Below are 16,946 nucleotides of genomic sequence, written 5' to 3'. Positions count from 1 at the left end.
GATGCCGAAAAGCAGAAGAGGCACTTTTATAAAGCTTATAAAGCGCATAGAAATGCATAAAGCGCATAGAAATGCGCTCTACCTGCAAGGTTGCCCCTACAGGTAAGGCATCATCAGTTCTACGTTTTCTGCGTCGCGCTCATGCACGTCGGCCTTTTGTCCGAGGCGGCGTTTGCGGGCGGCAGTCTTGTGCTGCAACAGGTGGTTGCGATAGGCCTTGCGGCGGCGAATCTTGCCGCTGCCAGTGCGCTCAAAGCGCTTAGCAGCAGCTTTCCGAGTTTTTAGCTTGGGCATGGTCGTCCTGCCATAAATTTCACACAGTCTACAATTCTACACGGCAAGGCAGCTTGGCGGCAATCTGGTTAGGAATGCCTTAATTAAGGCTACTACACCAATACAAAGTTGCTTCCCATACACCTCCAAATACACCTATACACTGCTTGCAACACCACGAAGTCTTGTCCACCAAAACTGAAATTCGGCAATACGCTACGCTATTTATTAGGTGAGTTAAGCAATTCGTAAAGCTTGTGCTGCTTCCGCCTCAAAACTTCGTAGCGACTGTGTGACCTATGAGCCAGACCGTTACCCCGCCTCAACCTAACCTGGAAAGCTTGCGTCCAAATGGAGGCACAGCGGCGATCGCCCCTGCCTCTTCCCCGCTCGGCGACTTTCTGCAAGAAACGACCGCGTTGACCAAGCGCCTGTTTATCCAGCTCCAGCGCCGCCCGACGACCCTAATTGCTGGATTGATTCAGCCCGTTATGTGGCTGGTGCTGTTTGGGGCGCTGTTTCAAAACGTACCGCCGGGCCTGTTTGGCGGCAGCGAAAACTATGGGCAGTTTCTCGGCGCGGGCGTGATGGTGTTCACTGCCTTTGGCGGGGCGCTAAATGCGGGCTTGCCCGTCATGTTTGACCGAGAGTTTGGCTTTCTCAATCGACTGCTGGTGGCTCCGCTGGTGTCGCGGTTTTCCATCGTCGCCGCCTCGGCCATCTTCATCACCACGCTGAGCGTGTTGCAAACAGCGGTAATTGTCGCTATGAGCGCGTTTCTGGGTGCAGGATTTCCCGGTCTGGGCGGGCTGGCGCTGGTGGCGGCGATTATCTTGCTGCTGGTGGTGGCGGTGACGGCAATTAGCCTGGGGCTGGCCTTTGCGCTGCCGGGGCACATTGAGCTGATCGCGGTGATTTTTGTGACCAACTTGCCCTTACTGTTTGCCAGCACAGCCCTCGCGCCGCTGAGCTTTATGCCGCGCTGGTTGCAGTGGGTCGCGTCGCTAAACCCTCTGAGCTACGCCATCGAGCCGATCCGCTATGTGTATAACCATGCGGACTGGTCGCTGGGCAGCGTGGTCATGAATGCGCCCTTTGGCGACGTGACGATGGGCGGGGCACTGCTGGTGCTGGCGGGGTTTGGCGCGGTGGCGCTGGTGGGCGTGCGATCGCTCCTCAGCCGCAGCTTTGCCTGAGCAAGAGGCGGGTGGCGATGCTGCTAGTGCTGGTCAGGTTTGTTATGATGCCAGGGAGCATTTTCGCCAAGTGTTGCGTCTGAAGTACTCAGTTCTTGAAGTTTTGGTTCTAGAGACTTATCAGAAACCATCGAAGACCTATCACCCGCAGGTGTGAAATCTGGAGTAGCAAGTCATGAATTCATTCGTCACCCGCTTAGTTCGGCAAATCGCTCTGGGAACCACTAGCGCAGTCATTATGGTAGCTCTGGGGACAATTTCTGCGTCTGCCCAGTCTACTGCTAGCGATCTCGTTACGCCGTCGCAGAACGAAAGTCGGGATCTGTTTTCAGACCGCAACGACAACCCGATGAGCGGCATTCACGACTTGATTCATCAGCTCAACTACGGCTCGATTCGCTCTCCAGAAGAGTTTCGTCGCCAACAGCAGCAAAATATCAACTCCGCGGCTGAGCAATTTCGGGCACGCCAGCGAGCCATCTTAGAACAGCAGCAGCAACAAGCCCAGCCAGACGCTCTGCCCCCCGCCCCCGCAGCTAGCGAAACGCCAGTTCCTTGAGTTGCGGCTTGTGCCCTGCTGAGAATCCCATTCGCTAGTTTCCCAACTCCAGTCACAGAAGCTTTAAAGCAGGTCAATCGTGTGTGAAAGTTCTGTAGGGGCGAGTCCGGCAGGCTTTTAGGCGAAGAAAAAACTGAGAATATGAAACTATCCTGATGCACGGACGCAGCTTTGATACAGCCGTGTGTGGGTGATTTACGTATTCTCTGGCGTTTCAACCTCGCCGTTTATCGCCCTCTATCGAATCCTGCTATGGCTCGCGCGGACGTGCTGGCCCGGGGAGTGAACCTGGCCAACTGGTTTTGGTATCCCGATCGGTCGAACCCCAATCCCTATGGCAAGCGCGACTTTGCCCTAATGAAGCGAATGGGGATCACCTATGTGCGGATTCCCATCGACTTTTCGGTGCTGTATAGCGACACCACGCCCGATCGCCTCAATCGTCAAGCGCTGACCCGGCTGAATCGGGCGATCGCCCAGGCACAGTCGCAAAAGCTGGGCGTAGTCGTCGATTTGCACAGCACGCCGCTGATCGACGGCAGCCAGAACAACTATTCCGCTAGTTTAGAAAATCCGCAGTTTCGGCGGATGTTTACGGCATTTTGGCGATCGCTTGCTGCCCACTTGCACAAAACGACGAATCCTGACTTGACGTTCATCCAGCCGATGAACGAACCCGTCTTTCGCAGCGACCCCAAAGCCTGGGAGCCAATTCAGCAAGCCCTTTTTCGCAGTATCCGTGAGGTTGCGCCCCGACACACGCTGATTGCCGTCAGCGCCTTCTGGCAAAATATCTCGACGCTGGTGCAGTTGCAGCCGCTGCCCGACCCAAACGTCATTTACGACTTCCACTTCTATGAGCCATTTATTTTCACCCACCAGGGCGCATCCTGGATTGGCGATACTTTTGAGAGCAGACTGCGGAATGTGCCCTATCCTGCCAATCCGAATAGTGTGCAATCTCTGGCACAGCAGGTCGGCGACCCAGTAGCGCGGGCGGCGATTTTGGACTACGGGCAGCAGCAGTGGGATATTAACAAGCTGCGATCGCGCATCGGCGAAGCGGCGCAGTGGGCCCGGCAAAACGGCGTGACGCTCATCTGCACAGAGTTTGGCGTGCTTGCGGCAAATTCCTCGGCGCTAGACCGCACGCGCTGGCTGCGAGACACGCGCACCGTGCTGGAGGAATTTGGCATTGGCTGGGCCTCGTGGGGCTATGTAGACAGCAATTTTGGCTTTGCCGAGTGGCAGGGCAATCAGCCGATTCTCGATCGAGAAATTGTCAAAGCGCTGGGTCTGCGACTGCCCCCGCGTCTGGCAAAAACGGACGTGCTGCTGGGCACGCTGCTGGGCAATGTGCTGGTGGGCGATTTTCGCAGCAACCGGCTGGACGGGCGCGGCGGCAACGATATTTTGAACGGGGTGGGCGACAGCAGCGGGCGCAACAGCGTGGATGTGCTGATTGGGGGAACTGGGCGCGATCGCTTTTTATTGGGCGATGCCACGATGGCGTTTTATGACGACGGCAAGCCCGACCAGCCGGGACTGAGAGACTACGCGCTGATCAAAGACTTCAGACCTGGTGAAGACATGATTCAGCTCCACGGCAACCGTAGCCAGTATCTGCTGGGCGCATCGCCCATCCGCCGGATTCGGGGCACGGGCATCTTTTTGGACACCGACAGAAACGGCGTGCTGAATCGCCAGGACGAGTTAATTGGTATTGTGGAGGGAACGCAACGGCTCAATCTGGGAGCCAGCTATTTCAGCTATATCGGAACAGGATGACGGCAGTTCCCCACGTTTCGCAAATTTTCATCTATCCAATCAAGTCACTGGATGGCGTGGGCATTCAGTCTGTTGATGTGCTGAGTAGCGGTGCGCTGAAAGGCGATCGCCAGTTTGCCCTGTTCGACCAAGCGGGGCAGTTTGTGAACGGCAAACGGTACGCAAAAATACACGCTCTCCGGGCTGAGTTTGACCTCGCGGCGAACACTGTTTCATTCCGCATTTCGGATGCCGCATCGAACAGAAAGATCACGCCCAGCACCTTCCCGCTTGAACCGGAGCAGGAAAATCTAGAGGCATGGCTGAGTGAATACTTTGGCTTTCCGGTTTACCTCCGCCAAAACCTGGAGATGGGCTTTCCAGACGATACGCAGTCGCCGGGCCCAACGATTGTGAGTCTGTCCACGCTGGAGGCGATCGCCACTTGGTATCCCCACTTGACTGTAGACGAGGTTCGCGCCCGCTTCCGCACCAATATTGAAATTGCCAGTGTGCCCCCCTTCTGGGAAGATCGACTCTTTGCTCAGGCTGATCAGGCTGTCGAGTTTCAAATTGGCAGCGTCCGGCTGCTGGGGGTGAACCCGTGCCAGCGCTGCGTCGTGCCCACACGCAATTCCAAAACAGGCGTTGCCGATCCGGGCTTTCAAAAAACCTTTGTGGCAAAGCGGCAAGAAACGCTGCCAGATTGGGCCGAGCGATCGCGCTTCAATCATTTCTATCGGCTGACTGTCAACACCCGACTTGCGGAGCCAGCCGTTGGGGGCGCTCTCTCCACCGGAGATCCGGTTTTGCTGGAGTGAAGCTCTGCCTGAATCGCCGCCTCCAACCCTCTCTGGTTCTAGTGGCTCCCCGCCAAAGTTCTACTCCAAGACAGAGATAGATGCCAGAGCATTGAGGGCATCTTAATAGTTAAGAAATACTTAAATTCTAAAAATATTTCGTCTGACAATACTTCGTCTGAAAATATTGCGCTTGTTTTGGGCCTGTCTAGCACTGGGTCTCAGTGAGACTAAGCCACCATTGCTGGGCCAAAATTCTCGCCTCGCCTACCTCTTCACCGTACATGAAATCCTACTTCCAGGCTAAACTCTCCCCGCTACGGACTCCCAGTGCTTCTCCGCTCGCGCCAAAGGTTTCGTCCACTCGTCCAACCCGCTGCCGCCAGGGAATTCCCCTGAAACTCATGCTGGTGTTGCCCTTTGCGCTACAAACCTGCGGCGCGGGCCTGCTCATCGGCTACATTGCCTTCAGAAACGAACGGCAGGCGGTCAGCAACCTGGTGGCCCAGGTGGCCGATCAGGTCAGTCAGCGTGTCGATACTCAGCTCAGCGATTATCTGTCTACCCCCATGCGGCTGGTGCAGATTAATGCGGGGGCGATCGCCAACGGTGAGATCCGGCTAGACGATCCTGCCGCCAGTGGACGCTACTTTTGGCGGCAGGCGAGGGCCTTCCCAACCATTGCCTACACTGGCTTTGCCCGTCCCGATGGCAGCGAACTTGGGGCGCGGCGCTTGGCGCAGGGATTGGGTCTGCTGCTCTACGAAAACCGTCCCCCGGAACCTGCGGCTCATTACACCGTTGATCTTCAGGGCAACCGCGCCACGCGGCTGCAACAGGAGCAATACAACCCGCCAGAAGCCTCCTGGTATCCAGAGGCGATCGCCGCCGGAAAGCCTATCTGGAGCGAAATCGAAGCTGTAGAAAATCTAGCCCTCCAGCTTACCCCAACGGGCCAAACTCTCAAGCCCCAGGGCAGTGCCCAACCTGGCGAGACGGGCTATTACCTGGCGGCAGGTGTGGCAGCACCTGTCTATGATGCCAACCGTAATTTGCTGGGAGTGGCCCACATCAAGCTGAAACTGACCGGAATTAGCGACTTCCTCAAAAATATCCAGGCCAGTCCATCAGGTCAAATCTTCTTGATGGAGCGAAACGGCCTGCTGGTTGGCAGTTCTAGCCAGTCTCCCATCCTGTCAAATGGCGACCAGGTTTTACAGCGTTTTAATAGCTTAAACAGTCCCGATCCCTTAATTCGGGCCGTGAGCCAAGCTATTCAGTCGCAATTTGGCAATCTGCATACCATCCAGTCAGCGACCCAAATTGAAGTTGCTTACAAACAGCAGCGGCAGTTTGTCTATATCAAACCCTGGCGCGATTCCTATGGACTCGATTGGCTGATGGTGATTGTGCTGCCAAAATCGGACTTTATGGCAGAAATCAATGCCGAAACCCGACGCAACATCCTCCTGTGTGCCGTTGTGCTGGTCATTTCCCTGGCGACGGGGCTATCGACTGCCCACTGGATTGCTCGCCCCATTGAGCGCCTCAATCAGGCCAGCCAGCGCATGGCCAAGGGGGATCTTTCCCACCAGGTCGAAGCCACTAGCCAGATTCAGGAGTTCACTGCGCTGGGCCAGTCGTTCAACCATATGACCACCCAAATTGCCTCGCTGTTTGCCAACCTAGAACATGCCAATGCAGAACTAGAGCGTATTAATTCTGATCTGGAAAATCGGGTAGAGGAGCGCACCGCAGCGCTTCAGCAAACACTGGCCGAACTGGAGCAAACCCAGGCACAGGTGGTGCAAAGCGAAAAGATGTCTAGCCTGGGGCAACTGGTGGCTGGCGTAGCGCATGAGATCAATAATCCAGTGAATTTTATCCACGGCAACCTGTCGCCGCTCAAAGAATCGGTTAGCGATCTGCTGGATCTGATTCAGCTTTACCAACGGCATTATCCAGCGCCACCCCGCGAAATTCAAGAAACCTCCGACGCAATCGACCTGGAATTTTTGCAGCAGGATTTGCCCAACCTGCTGTCCTCTTTGCGGGTTGGCACGGATCGGATTCGGCAGATTGTCCTGTCTTTGCGGAATTTTGCCCGCATGGATGAGGCTGAGTTCAAAGCGGTGGATCTCCACGAGGGTATTGACAGCACGCTGTTGATTTTGGAGCATCGCCTCAAGGCGAAGGGAACTCGACCCGCCATCCAGGTGATCAAGCAGTATGCAGACCTGCCAGAGGTGGAGTGTTATCCAGGTTCCTTGAATCAGGTCTTGATGAATATTCTGGCGAACGCCATTGATGCCCTGGAAGCGAGGGACGCAGAGCGGACGAAGGAAGCAATTCAGCAAGACCCCAGCAAGATTGAAATTTCTACGGCGCTGGTCGATGCTGAGTGGATTGAAATTGCGATCGCCGATAATGGGGGCGGCATTCCTCAGGAGGTTCAGCGTCAAATCTTTGACCCATTTTTCACGACCAAGCCCGTGGGCAAAGGAACCGGGATGGGCCTGTCGATTAGTTATCAGATCATTGTCGAAAAGCACGGGGGCACGCTGGAGTGTTTCTCGACTCCGGGGGAAGGCTCGCGCTTCGTGATTCGCATTCCCCGTTCTCAGCAAAGCCCTGAACCGAACGGATCGGCAGGGATGCTGCAAACCAAGCCAGTGGCGGGATAAGGAAGAATGGCGGCTGCCCAATAATTCTTGCGTCTATAATTCTTGCGTCTATATGAATTCCTGCGTCTATGTGCCAGATGCCAGACTACCTGCCCGACGACAACAGGGGGTAGAAATGCCCGACGGGCCCCTGCCCGTGCCCGATGCGGAGGGAGTGCTGGAGCGCATGGGTGACGTAATTCTTTGCGTGCTGCACGGCAGCAAACAGGTCATGACCGAGGGCCAGATTTGCGGCGATCGCCGCCGATAGGGTGCAGCCTGTGCCGTGGGTGTCAGCGGTGTTGACCGTCTGGGTTTGCAGCACCGCCAACTGCGTTCCGTCAGTAAACACATCCACGCCTCGCAGGTCGCCCGTCATGCCGCCGCCCTTGACCAGCACTGCACCGGGCTGGTGCGTCTGCAAGATGCGCTCGGCGGCCTGCTTCATATCCTCCAGCGTATGAATTTCCAGCTCAGCCAGAATTTGCGCTTCGTAGCGGTTGGGCGTGATCAGGCGGGCTTTGGGCAAGAGGTCGGTGCAGAGGAGGGCGATCGCCTCGTCGGCAATCAACTGCGCCCCGGTGCGAGACACCATTACCGGATCAACTACGAGATTCGGCAATGGCAATTCCTCGGCTTGCTGCGCCACGGCGGCAATAATCTCGCGGTTTAGCAACATCCCCGTCTTCACCGCCTGCACGCCAATATCCCCCACCACTGCGGCAATTTGGGCAATCACAGCCTCCGGGGGCAGCGCGTCTACCCGCGTCACGCCCTGCGTATTCTGGGCTGTGATGCAGGTCAGAGCGCTGGTGCCGTGGACTTTGTGGAACGCGAAGGTTCGCAGATCAGCCTGAATGCCTGCGCCACCCCCGCTATCGGAGCCAGCAATCGTCAGGGCAATGGGGATGGAGAGATCGGGAACTGTAGACATTCGAGACGTGAGTCGAAGACGATCGGGAGGAACTTTAGAAGCAATAGGAGCAAATTGCTGGGGCAACCTCTGTTACCTCACTGCCCCGCGACTTTCTCGCCTCATCCCATCATCTCATTCTCTCCCGCACCCTGCGATAGATTCAGTATCGAACCAACACCCGCGCTGCTGCCTGGTTTACGCAGCAGATTGCAAATTGATCGACCCAACTGCCTGCTCAAGATTCCTCCTAAAAAGATCCCTCATAAAATGGGAGAAATCGAGTTTTAATCCCTATGCCTGCGGACTTTCCTGATCCTTCTGCTCACCGCGCCTCAGACCGTTCCCCCTCAGACAGTTCTCCCTTAGACAGTTCCCTAGAAAGTGCCATCCCGCTCCACGCTGATCCCGATGTCATCTGGGTGGTCACAGAAGCGCCTGCCTCTCCCAATATCCAAACCGACGGGCAGCGCGGCGGCTGGGGCAACAATCCCTTTGGCGAACCTGGCTTTGCAGGACGCACCCAGCGCACGCCCGTTTCCACAGACGCGTTGGAGCAAAATATGTCGAGCTTCTTGTCGCGCATGGGGCGGGTGCTGAGTCGGGCCCGCCAGAGCGCAACGGAGGTGGCAGGCATGGAGCTAGAGGAAATTGTGCTGTCGGTGGAGGTGAGCGGCGAGGGTCAGGTGAATCTGCTGGGCACGGGTGGGCGACTGGGCACAAGCGGCGGTATCACGCTGACCTTTCGAGCAAAGCCCTCTGCCTGAGATTTGCCGGACTTGGCTGAACGGGTCGGGTTTGGATCGGGCGGACGAAGGGCGATCGCCCCAATCATCCCGCTAAATTGCACGCCAATCAAAACTGCGTCCAAAAATTTCTGGAATCTCTAAGATTCGCTATGTTATCTACAAGGGGCCTTGCGACAAGTTTGAATCCCGGAAGCAGCCATCAGAGATCAAAAAGTAGGTCTATTTGGGGCTATTTGAGGCTGATTTGCGGCTTCATCGGCGGGCGTATCCTGAGTTTCGATTTTTGCTTTTGACTCAATTCGCCTTGTTTTTTCTCTAGTCTTTCAAGGTTCTCCGGAGTTCGCCTTTCTCCCGCTCATCCTCTTTATAACTGCGTTGCTCTGTCAGGAACGTCAACGTGACTCAATCGCCGCCGCCGCCCACACCACCCAAAACTCTGCTCACAACGATTACGCGGGCAGTGCAGCAAGCCAGGGTGAACTTTTCTCGGCTGAAACTGAAGCCCAATGCGCGAGTGCCCGAACTGTGGGTGCAAGACCCAGAGAGCGGCAGCCCCCATCCTGAGACCTATCCTCTGCTGGGCGATCGCTACCTGTTGGGGCGCAGTTCTCGCTCCTGCGACATCGTGGTGCGAAACCCGGTCGTCAGCCAGCTGCACCTGTCCCTGACCCGCGACAGCCGCCGGGGCAAATATGCCTTCGTGCTAAAGGATGAAAACTCCACCAACGGCATCTATCGCGGCAAGCGACGGCTGACGAAGATTCCCCTGCGGCATGGCGATGTGTTCACGCTGGGGCCGCCCGATCTGGCCTCTGCGGTGCGGATTCAGTATGTCGATCCGCCGCCTGTCTACGTCAAAGCAGCCCGCTACGGCATGTATGGCTTTACGGGGCTGACGGCGCTGACGGCGCTGTGGATTGGGCTGGAGTGGCAGAAGTTTTCGGTGCGTCCATTGCCTGCCTCGGTGCAGGGGCCAGTCATGGTGATGGCTCGCGATGGCGTAACGCCGCTCACGCCGACTCGCGCCCGCGCCCACACCACGGGCGATCGCCTCTCTGACTTTTCGCGCTACCTGCCCGACGCGCTTATTGCTTCCGAAGATAGCCGCTATTACTGGCATCTGGGCATCGACCCAATTGGCATCCTGCGGGCCTTGGTCACCAACATCCTCGGCGGCGGCATCCGCGAAGGCGGCAGCACCCTCACCCAGCAGCTTGCCCGCAATATCTTTCGGGATTACGTCGGCACGTCCGATTCCGCCGGACGCAAGCTGCGGGAAGCCGTCGTCGCCCTCAAGCTGGAGACATTCTACAGCAAAGACTTTTTGATGCTGGAATATCTCAACCGGGTCTATCTGGGCAATGGCACCTACGGCTTTGAAGATGCTGCTCAATACTACTTCGGCAAACCTGCTAAAGAACTGACGCTTTCGGAAGCAGCAACGCTAGTGGGGATCTTGCCCGCGCCCAACAGCTTTAACCCAGTGCAGGATTATGAAACAGCGGTGCAATTGCGCGATCGCGTCATCAACCGCATGGCCGCCCAGGGCAAAATCAGCCTGGAAGAGGCAGAACGGGCCCGGCGATCGCGCATCGAAATCAACCCCGAAACCCTGGAAGAACTCCGCAGCAGCATCGCCCCCTACTTTACCAGCTATGTCTTCAGCGAGCTAGAGGAACTCCTCGGCAGCCAGTTGGCCCAGGAGGGCAACTTTGTGGTCGAAAGCAGCCTCGATCCGGGCTATCAGCGCGAAGCCGAACGGCTCCTCCGCAGCACGGTTGAATCCGTTGGCGCAGGCTCCGGCTTTTCCCAGGGCGCACTGGTCACGCTGGATGGCCGCACGGGCGAAGTGCTGGCGCTGGTGGGCGGCGTAGACTTTCAAGAGAGCCAGTTCAACCGAGCCACTCAAGCCCTGCGACAGCCAGGGTCTACCTTCAAAGCCTTCGCCTATACCGCCGCCCTAGAGCAAGGCATTTCGCCCTACACCGCCTTTTCTTGCGAACCCATGACCTGGCAGGGGCAATCCTTTCGCGGCTGCGAACGCACCAGCAGCGGCAGTGCGGATATGTATACGGGCATGGCGCTGTCAGAAAATGTGATCGCGCTGCGGGTGGGGCGCGAGGCTGGACTGAATAACATCGTGGAGACGGCCCGCCGCATGGGCATCACCTCGCCGCTGAATCCTGTGCCTGGCCTGGTGCTGGGGCAGAGCGAAGTGACGCTGCTAGAGCTAACTGGGGCCTACGCTGTGCTGGCGAATCAGGGTGTTCGCAATCGCCCCCATGCGGTGCAGCGCATCCTCGACAGTAGCGATTGCACTGATCCCAACGATGTGCAAAGCTGCCGCGTGATTTACGATGCCAGCAAAACGCCCCAGGCGAATACAGCCGTGCTGCCTGCCGACATTGCCCGCACCATGACCGACCTGCTGCAAGGCGTGGTGTCCAACGGCACGGGTCGTGCAGCCTATCTGGGTTTGGGCGAAGCGGGGAAAACGGGTACAAACAACGACAACCGCGACCTCTGGTTTGTGGGCTATGTGCCCAGTCGCCAGATCACCACCGGAATTTGGTTTGGCAACGACGACAACTCGCCCACCGGGGGCAGCAGCGGTCAGGCCGCCCAGCTTTGGGGTGACTATATGGGGCGGATTATTCGATAGGCAGGAGTCGAGGTCGGCTGCTGGGGGCAGAAAGCTGGATATCCTGGTAATGGAGACCAGCGAGGACGCAGCTATGACAGAGCAAGGGCAGGGGAGCGCATCGGGAAGGCCTGAGACGCTCACGATCGCCGTGGTGGGAGATGTGCATGACCAGTGGGACGCGCAGGACGAGCGGGCGCTGCGGCGGCTGGGGGTGGATCTGGTGCTGCTGGTGGGCGATTTTGGCAACGAGGCAGTGGGCATTGTGCGGGCGATCGCCGCGATGTCGATTCCCAAGGCCGTTATCCTCGGCAACCATGATGCCTGGTACACCGCCACCGACTGGGGCCGTAGCAAGCGCCCCTACGATCCTAAGGTAGAAGACCGCGTGCAGCAGCAGCTAGACCTGCTGGGCAAAACCCATGTGGGCTACGGCTATTTGGACTTTCCTGCGCTGGGGCTATCGGTCGTCGGCGGGCGACCCTTTAGCTGGGGCGGCTCCCAGTGGAAAAATGAAGATTTCTATGCCAGCCGCTACGGGGTTCGCAGTTTCCAGGAATCTACCGAGCGCATTGTTGCTGCGGCGCAGGCTGCGGCCCATGACACCATTCTGTTCATTGGTCACTGTGGACCTCTGGGATTGGGCAGTGCCCCAGAAGATCCCTGCGGCAAAGACTGGAAACCCATCGGCGGCGACCACGGCGATCCGGATCTGGCAGCGGCGATCGCCCACACCCGCACCCTCGGCAAGTCCGTTCCCCTAGTCGCCTTTGGGCACATGCACCACTCCCTGCGCCACACCAAAACCCAGCTTCGCCGTCCGCTGCATGTTGACCCTGCTGGAACGGTTTACCTGAATGCCGCCTGTGTGCCCCGCATTGTGTCTATTGAAGAAGATTGCCTGCGAAACTTTTCTCTCGTCACGCTGCGGCAGGGCAAAGTCTTTCAGGCATCGCTGGTCTGGCTTAATCAAGATTGCGCGATTCACTCCAAGCAGGTGTTTTATCAGCAAAACGCGCCCGCCATCGAAGAACGAGAAGAATCGGAGGCGATCGCCTGACGGCCCAAACCCCGCTCACCTGGCCCCTCAAGAGAAAGATTTCAGCCCTGAAACCGGACTCCTGAACCCTGATTTTCAAGCCTTATTATGTCTCGCGTTCAGCCCATCCCCACCGACCAAATCTGGCGCTTTAGCCGCAGTGGCCTTGCCCAGGTTCAATCGATCGATCGTCAAATCGAGCTACAGGTGGGCGATCGCTGGATTCAGCACCAGGCCCACCAAAATCGCTATCGTGGCCGGGTGATGGTGCGGTTTGCCAGCGCTAATCAGGCAAAAGCGGCGATCGCCCCGGCGATTGGACTGGTGCTAGAAGACGCTTTTCTGGTGCGCGGTTCAGTGCTATCGCAACTGCCAGACCCCAATCCCGACTTCGCGGGCGGCATCTTGGTGCAGCTAGAGGTGCCCGTGGTGGCCTGGGGCCAGGCGATCGCCCCTGATCATCACCTGCTCGTTACCTGGTATGTCTCCGAAGACCCTGCCTATCGCACCCATCCGCTCTACCAAAGGTTTCTTCAGGCAAACCACGAAGCCACCGCCCAAAGTCAAGATCTCCTGCGTCCCCGCCCCCGCCCGCCCGCCTGCGAAGGCTGCACCCACTACCACGGCTATGCCTACGAGGGCAGCACAGGCATCCACTGGCTCTGCTGCGGTCTGCATCCCAGCGGGCCCGCCGGCGGGGTGTGTGGGGATTGGTGTGGAGACAAGGGGAAAGAGGGCGTGAAGGCGTGAAGGCGTGAGAGTCAGTGGGACGCTGGTTGCGCTATTGCCTCATCACGCCTGCGGCAGCTGAAACCGATACAAATCCTCAATGACTTGTGTCCAGCCTTGCACCAGGGAGTCCAGAATGCGATCGCCCTTTTCCCGCGTCGCAGCGGTGGGGTCGCCGAGGGTGCCGCTCTGACTGAGGTCGCGAGTGACCCAAGAAAAGGGGAGATCGCCCTCCATGCTCAGCAGGCTGTTTTGAGGTAAATTGGCGGGGTATTCCGGCACAGCCCGGTCAAGCTGCACCTGGTCGGGCAGCAGCGACAGCAGCAGGCTGGTTTCGGCATCGCCTGCGTGGATGCCATATTCCAACTCCCTGGGCGTGAGCAAGTCGGGCGCAACATTGGGCACCCGCCAAACAAATAGGGGAAACACCCAAAAGTCGCCATACTTCTGGTGCAAATCCCGCGCCACGATCTCGATGACCTGGGGCTGCCCGCCGTGGGCATTGACGATCGCCCATTTGCGGAAGCCTGCCCGATACACACTCTCACCCACCTCCGTCAGCACGGCCATCAGCGTTTGGGCGCTGAGGGTAATCGTGCCCGGAAAGTGCCAGTGTTCGTTAGACTTGCCGTAGTAGAGGGTCGGCAGTGCATAGGCTGGAATGCTGGGCGACAATTGCGAGAGCGCCTTGCCTACAACGGCAGTGGCGATCGCCGCATCCACCACTAGCGGCAAGTGCGGCCCGTGCTGCTCGATCGCCCCAATCGGCTGCAAAATCACTACCTGCTCTGGATGGGGCATTTGCTGAATATCTGTCCAGGCGAGGTATGGGAAAAAGCGTTCAGGCGGAATGTAGCTATGCATAGGGAGTCAAGTTGCAGAATGGGAATCAATAGATTCCGTCTAGGATAAAAAGATACGTACTGAAGAAAAAAGCCTCAGGAAATCCACAAACGGGCGATCGCCCATTTGCCTGAAATGGGTCAACCCCGATTGAATGGGATAGAAGCGATTTCAGGAAGAGCGATTTCAGGATCAGTGCCGCCGTTCAGAGTTGGTTTTCAAAGTTGGTTTTCAGAGCCAGTTTTTTTAGAGCCAGTCTTTCAAAACGCACTCTGCAACTTACGGAAGTCTCTCTGCAATCTATAAAGCCGACATCGACGGTTGATCTAAGATTGCCTTAAATTAGGTTAAGTCGGGGGCATCTTCAGTCATCTCTACACTCTCAACCCATTTGCCCTCGAGGTAAATTTGCGCCAAACGTCTCAGATGCTAGGCCGGGCGATGTCGCCGGCAGTTAGAAAACTCGTCAGACCAGTGAGCCTGCGCGTCAAGCTACTGGTGGGTTTCAGCGTGGTGTTTAGCCTGGTGTTTGCGGGAGCCTTCTACTGGTTCTATTCCTACACAACCGAAAAGGTCGTTGCTCGCCTGCGGGCCGACATGCGCTCTACGCTCATCGGGGCCCTATCGGGCGTAAACCCAGATGACTTGCTGGGCCTCTACGCCGAGGGAGAGCGCAATGCTGAGGGCTTTTCGGACGACCCCCGCTACCTAAGCCAGCTTGCCTGGTTTGAGACAGTTCAAAATATCGAGCCGAGGGTCTGGCTCTACTCCTATATCATTGGCAATGCCGACACCAATCGCCGCGTTGGCCTACCCGCCGTTGGCCCTGGCGAGAGAGAAATTATTTATCTGGTAGACCTCTGGGCGCTGAATGACCCCACCAAGGCAGCCAAGTTTCTAGAATCTGACCATGTAGGTTTATTAGCTCGTCGCATCGAGATGCAAGGCGGCATTCAGGAGAGTGACAAAATCTATACTGATCGATGGGGAACTTGGATTTCGGCCGCCGCTCCGCTCAAGAGCCAGCGGGACGACATCATTTTGGTTGTGGGTTTGGATATCGACGCTCAATACGTCCGGCTGCTGCAACAGGCTATTCGCAACCGCATGTTATTTGCCTTCATCATCACCTATGCAGTTTTTTTCGTGCTGATTTACATGCTGTCTGGCATTTTGACTCGGCAACTGGCCAGCCTGACCCAGTCCGCCCAGCAAATTGCCAGCGGCGACTACAGCCTGGACTTGTCTTTTGCCGAAAAAAATCCTTTTCCCGATGAGATGACGACGCTGGCGGAAGTGTTCAAAAGCATGGTGAACAGCATCCGCATCCGCGAACAGATGATTCGAGAAGGCAAACGAACCGAAGACGAAATTCGACTGGCACTCAAAGAAGAGCGAGAGCTGAGCGAGCTAAAGTCGCGATTTGTGTCGATGGTGTCGCACGAACTGCGAACCCCCCTCACCGTGTTACGCACGTCGCTGGAACTGCTGGAACGATACGGGCACGTTGCACCGGAGGAAAAGCGAGAGAAATATTTCCAGCGGAGCCGTGCCGCCATTACCACGATGAATCAATTGATTGAGGATGTGTTGGTCAGCGCCAAGGCGGAGGCCGGTCGGCTGGAGTTTAGCCCCAGTTGGATCGATCTGAAGTTGTTTTGTCGCGATGTGGTGGAAGAGATGCGGATGAGTATTGGCTCATCCCATAAGATTGTGTTGAATTGCTACGGCTCTTGCGAACTGGTTTATCTCGACCCCAAACTCCTCAGATCCATTCTGAGCAATCTGATCTCCAACGCGGTGAAATATTCCCTGGCAGGTGGTGTAGTGGAATTTGACCTGTCCTGTTTTGATCAAGTGGCAACGTTTGAGATCCGCGACTACGGCATTGGTATCCCGGATGAAGACCAGCCCCGTCTGTTTCGCCTGTTTCACCGGGCCAGCAATGTGAACGCCATTCGCGGCACGGGCTTGGGGCTAGCGATTGTTTATCAATGTGTATTGCAGCATCAGGGCGAAATCTACTTTACCAGCTGCGAGGGCGTGGGCACGTCGTTTGTGGTGAAGCTGCCGCTGACGCTGGGTAGCCGCACTGAGCAACTGTCGCCGGAGTCGGTGTAGCGAATGTTTGAGTGATGCAAACCAAGCCAGACCTGCGATCGCCCGCCAATCGTGCCCTAGACCTGTCTCGCGCCTTTTGGTGGGTGGGTTTGCTCAGTGTGCTGCTGCAAGTGGGGTTGGGCGCGGCAGCGGCAGCAGCGCTGGTGTCTACGTCCCGGTCTAGCCTGGTGCTGGATGAGCCACCCGTGCGGGGCATTGGTATTGGCATTTTTTGGGCAGTGTGTGGTTGTGTGCTGCTGCTGGTGGCGATCGCCAATGCCTTTCGCTACATTCGCATTTCCCAGCGTCTTCGCCGACTCGACCTGGAACAACACCCCAAAACCATTGCCCTAGTCAGACTGCTGCGTGTGGGCATTGTGCTGGGCTTGGTTGGGGCGCTGGTCACGCTGGTCGGTGCGGAAGTCAGCATTGCAACGCTGATGACCCAGGCTGAAACCTCGTCGTCTTTGGCAAACACGCAGGGATTTGTGCGAATCCTCAACCTGCAAGTGGTGGCGGCAAACCTGCACCTAGTCGCTGCCCATTTTGCGGGGCTGACCCTCTCTCTCGGACTCTACGACTGGTTCCGACGACAGTAGATTCGGACAAAAAAGCAACCGATCAGAGCCACAGATCAACGTCACCAATCAACGTCGCCAATCAACGTCGCCAAG

Annotated in this window: 14 protein-coding genes; 11 read left to right on the top strand and 3 right to left on the bottom strand. The window is 57.1% G+C overall.

The features are described 5' to 3' along the window. Positions 1–96 precede the first annotated feature (96 nt). A complete protein-coding gene (rpmI, locus tag IGS16_RS05790) occupies positions 97–294 on the bottom strand; it encodes a 50S ribosomal protein L35 (RefSeq protein ID WP_068510157.1) in 198 nt (65 codons plus the stop codon). A 278-nt stretch (positions 295–572) separates the two neighbouring features. Between rpmI and IGS16_RS05785 the strand changes: the two genes are divergently transcribed. The 5 genes from IGS16_RS05785 to IGS16_RS05765 all read left to right on the top strand — a co-directional run bounded on the left by IGS16_RS05785 (position 573) and on the right by IGS16_RS05765 (position 7,279). Next, positions 573–1,469 carry an ABC transporter permease gene (locus IGS16_RS05785; RefSeq protein ID WP_297084118.1) on the top strand — a complete coding sequence of 299 codons (897 nt, stop codon included), beginning with the start codon at positions 573–575 and terminating at the stop codon, positions 1,467–1,469. Positions 1,470–1,644: 175 nt separating this feature from the next. Further along, complete coding sequence (locus IGS16_RS05780; RefSeq protein WP_068510152.1) at positions 1,645–2,028, top strand: hypothetical protein; 384 nt, start codon at positions 1,645–1,647, stop codon at positions 2,026–2,028. Between the two features lie 252 nt (positions 2,029–2,280). After that, on the top strand, positions 2,281–3,816 hold the full coding sequence (locus tag IGS16_RS05775) for a cellulase family glycosylhydrolase (protein ID WP_297084115.1): 1,536 nt from the start codon (positions 2,281–2,283) through the stop codon (positions 3,814–3,816). Further along, positions 3,813–4,616 (top strand): MOSC N-terminal beta barrel domain-containing protein, encoded by an 804-nt coding sequence (locus IGS16_RS05770; protein WP_297084113.1) that lies wholly within the window; start codon positions 3,813–3,815, stop codon positions 4,614–4,616. Before IGS16_RS05775 ends, IGS16_RS05770 begins: the two co-directional genes overlap by 4 nt. A 263-nt stretch (positions 4,617–4,879) precedes the next feature. Continuing rightward, positions 4,880–7,279 (top strand): ATP-binding protein, encoded by a 2,400-nt coding sequence (locus tag IGS16_RS05765; protein ID WP_297084111.1) that lies wholly within the window; start codon positions 4,880–4,882, stop codon positions 7,277–7,279. Positions 7,280–7,364: 85 nt separating this feature from the next. Here IGS16_RS05765 and thiD read toward each other — a convergent pair whose 3' ends face one another. Beyond that, a complete protein-coding gene (gene thiD, locus IGS16_RS05760; protein WP_297084108.1) occupies positions 7,365–8,192 on the bottom strand; it encodes a bifunctional hydroxymethylpyrimidine kinase/phosphomethylpyrimidine kinase in 828 nt (275 codons plus the stop codon). A 275-nt stretch (positions 8,193–8,467) separates the two neighbouring features. On the opposite strand from thiD, the gene IGS16_RS05755 reads away from it, so the two are divergent. The 4 genes from IGS16_RS05755 to IGS16_RS05740 all read left to right on the top strand — a co-directional run bounded on the left by IGS16_RS05755 (position 8,468) and on the right by IGS16_RS05740 (position 13,350). Then, entirely contained in the window at positions 8,468–8,938 is a 471-nt protein-coding gene (locus IGS16_RS05755) for a hypothetical protein (protein WP_297084107.1), read from the top strand. Positions 8,939–9,317: 379 nt separating this feature from the next. Beyond that, on the top strand, positions 9,318–11,582 hold the full coding sequence (locus IGS16_RS05750) for a PBP1A family penicillin-binding protein (protein ID WP_297084105.1): 2,265 nt from the start codon (positions 9,318–9,320) through the stop codon (positions 11,580–11,582). Between the two features lie 73 nt (positions 11,583–11,655). Beyond that, positions 11,656–12,621 (top strand): TIGR04168 family protein, encoded by a 966-nt coding sequence (locus IGS16_RS05745; protein ID WP_297084104.1) that lies wholly within the window; start codon positions 11,656–11,658, stop codon positions 12,619–12,621. Positions 12,622–12,708: 87 nt separating this feature from the next. Next, on the top strand, positions 12,709–13,350 hold the full coding sequence (locus IGS16_RS05740; protein WP_297084101.1) for a hypothetical protein: 642 nt from the start codon (positions 12,709–12,711) through the stop codon (positions 13,348–13,350). 42 nt (positions 13,351–13,392) lie between these two features. Here the strand turns inward: IGS16_RS05740 and IGS16_RS05735 are convergent, their stop codons facing one another. Further along, positions 13,393–14,193: a creatininase family protein gene (locus tag IGS16_RS05735; protein ID WP_297084099.1), complete on the bottom strand. Its 801-nt coding sequence runs from the start codon at positions 14,191–14,193 to the stop codon at positions 13,393–13,395. A gap of 387 nt (positions 14,194–14,580) precedes the next feature. Between IGS16_RS05735 and IGS16_RS05730 the strand changes: the two genes are divergently transcribed. Then, a complete protein-coding gene (locus IGS16_RS05730; protein ID WP_297084095.1) occupies positions 14,581–16,293 on the top strand; it encodes a HAMP domain-containing sensor histidine kinase in 1,713 nt (570 codons plus the stop codon). Between the two features lie 14 nt (positions 16,294–16,307). After that, a complete protein-coding gene (locus IGS16_RS05725; RefSeq protein ID WP_297084093.1) occupies positions 16,308–16,871 on the top strand; it encodes a DUF3611 family protein in 564 nt (187 codons plus the stop codon). The last annotated feature ends 75 nt before the right edge of the window (positions 16,872–16,946 follow it).

It is taken from the genome of Thermoleptolyngbya sp. C42_A2020_037 (assembly GCF_015272455.1).
Taxonomy (GTDB): domain Bacteria; phylum Cyanobacteriota; class Cyanobacteriia; order Elainellales; family Elainellaceae; genus Thermoleptolyngbya.
The sequence above is the reverse complement of the archived record's forward strand: the minus strand, read 5'-3'. Positions and strand labels throughout refer to the sequence as shown.